General features: G+C 30.7%; 2 protein-coding genes. Both read left to right on the top strand.

Going from position 1 to position 2532, the window contains the following annotated elements:
* The first annotated feature begins 84 nt into the window (after nt 1-84).
* A complete protein-coding gene (locus PL77_RS29585; RefSeq protein WP_156152612.1) occupies nt 85-555 on the top strand; it encodes a hypothetical protein in 471 nt (156 codons plus the stop codon).
* A gap of 325 nt (nt 556-880) precedes the next feature.
* The gene (locus PL77_RS29580; RefSeq protein WP_044213584.1) at nt 881-2065 is read left to right on the top strand and encodes an outer membrane beta-barrel protein; all 1185 of its coding nucleotides are present in this window, start codon (nt 881-883) and stop codon (nt 2063-2065) included.
* Nucleotides 2066-2532: the final 467 nt, after the last annotated feature.

Raw genomic sequence — 2532 nt, 5'->3', positions numbered from 1 at the left:
GACGATAATTTAGTTTACAATGTATTTAGTATTAACTTATAACATAAATAATGTAAAGTGTCACAATGAATCAAATATTGAAAGATGAAACTATTATTTGTGAGTTTAATGTTATCGTTTATATGTGTTGATTTGGTTAATGCTCAAACAGTCATTGTAAATCCAGATGGTACACATACTACAGTCATTAATCATGGGAAAAATTCAGTCATTGTAAACCCAGATGGTACTCACACCTCTATATTAAAAAATGGTAATAGAACAACCATTGTCAATCCTGACGGTACACATTCTATTTTGATTCAAAATGATAAAAATACCACTATTGTGAATCCTGATGGAACTCATTCTTCGGTGATAAGAAACGATAATACTACTGTAATTGTAAACCCTGATGGAACACATTCTACGGTTTTACATCATGGAAATACGGCAACTATTATTGATAATGATCAAACTCCAAATGTCGTTCAGTGCGATACAACTTTAGCAACGATTCCCACTACTTCAAAATCAGTAAAAAAGAAAAAGAAGAGAAAAAAGAAAAATCAGTAACTCAAATTTAGAACTACAGAATTTCAAAAAGAAAACATTAAAATTGGGTAGAAAAGTGACAACCAAAGGTAATATTGGTTTACAAAGTGTTGCGTTTTTTACTTTCCTTTACTCAGTAATATATTTTAGAGAAACAGCAAGCTTTTACTAGATTAACCTCTATTACTTTTTTCAACTGAGGTAAACTATTTGTGATATAAAATTTTACATGAAATAAGGTATTGAATGTTTTACCTAGCTTAGCTTATGTTTATCATCTATTCATCCAATGTATTGTTCAAGAAAACATTGCATTAACTTTTAAACTTGTTAGGTGTATTAAGCCATGATAAAAAAAACTAAATTAGCATTAATCAATCTATTGTTATTGATTAGCATCACATCCTACGCACAGAAAGATTTTAGAGCAGGGTTTATCATAACTCATGAAAGTGATACCATCCAAGGCATGGTAGATTACCGCTCAAATACAAAAAACTATGAATCTTGTATTTTTAAAGGAAAAGAAGGTGAAAAGAAATATTATCCCAATCAAATTTTAGGTTTTGGTTATCAAAACGATAAACTATTTTCATCTCAAATCATTGAAGGTACTTTTGTAGAAGTTTTAGTGACAGGTACAATCAGTTTATATAAGTCTAAGGAGCTCTATCATGCCAAAAAAGGGACTGACCTGATTGACCTAAAATCCTCAATGAAGCAAGTCACTATTAATGGAAAAGTAGGGGTAAAAGAAACAAGTAATTGGAGAGGAAGTCTAACCTATCTTATCAATGATTGTATTGAAAATCCATCAAAAATTACAACAAGTATTCAATATTCCGAAAAAAGTCTTACTCGCCTTATTATACGGTACAATTCATGCATGGGTGAAGAGTTTACCGAACCTAAAGCCGATCAACCTTGGACAAAATTTGAATATGGAATTTTATTCGGAGTTTCAAAGTCTGAAATCAATTTTAGCGGAGAATACCTTTATACGTATTTGCCCTCTTCTTATAGTTCAGTAGATCCAACAATTGGAATACAGTTAGCCATTTCATCTCCAAGGTTTACAGATAGAATTGCATTTCAAAGTGAACTCCATTTTACAAAATCAAGTTATTCCTCTTTTATTGAAACAACATCTCCAATCAATTATTTTGACACTTATGTTGATATAAATACGCTATCCATTCCGTTATCATTGAAGTATTCTTTTCCTGAAAAAAAATATGGTTTTTTCCTTCAAGTAGGGCTAAATGTAGATGTACTATTAAGTAAACAAGCTCGATTATTGGAAGAGAGAGTTTATGGCGAAGAGGTATTTACCTATCCAGAAACTACTGCTTTTGAAATGAAAAACAATCAGATAGGATATTGGGGCGGAATTGGAGTTTTAAGATCTTTTAAAAAATTCAAGGCAGGGTTAACAGTACGCTATACGCAAATGTCAGAGTTAACAGACAGTCCAAATTATACTGCCAGTATTAATCGCCTATCATTGAACTTAGTTGTCGTCAAAAAGTGATAAATGGACCCTATTAGAGGATACTCACAATTTAGTAATTATTAAAATGGAAGAAAATCCTAAGTGATGTTCAATAATACCAGTGGCTTTTGGTAGTTTACTATTGCAACTAATTCTTGGGCAAAATTGAATTAAAAGAATAAAGCCCTTGCTTTTTATCGAACTTTTTGAATGAATGAATAGAACATCTTTTTTTTGATTAGCATGAGATTATCACTAATTTGAATTTATGGAAGTTGAAAAGGAGATTTATAACTTCTAAGCCTAGATTTTTTGCTTCTTTTTGTTTCAAGACAAAAAAGAAGAAGAAAGAAAATTGAAAGCAGATCCTATCAATGCTTGTATAAAGGTAGCTTGAAAGTTGACGGTAATTTAGCTTATAGTGTAGTAATTACATTGTAAACTAAGTTTTCGTTATTTATTACATTTAGAAATCATGAGATTTCTGATGATCTATAGGACACGAA

The organism is Flammeovirga sp. OC4, assembly GCF_000812565.1.
In the GTDB taxonomy this organism is placed as follows: domain Bacteria; phylum Bacteroidota; class Bacteroidia; order Cytophagales; family Flammeovirgaceae; genus Flammeovirga.
Note: the sequence above shows the minus strand (reverse complement) of the source record. Positions and strands in the feature narration are given on the sequence as shown.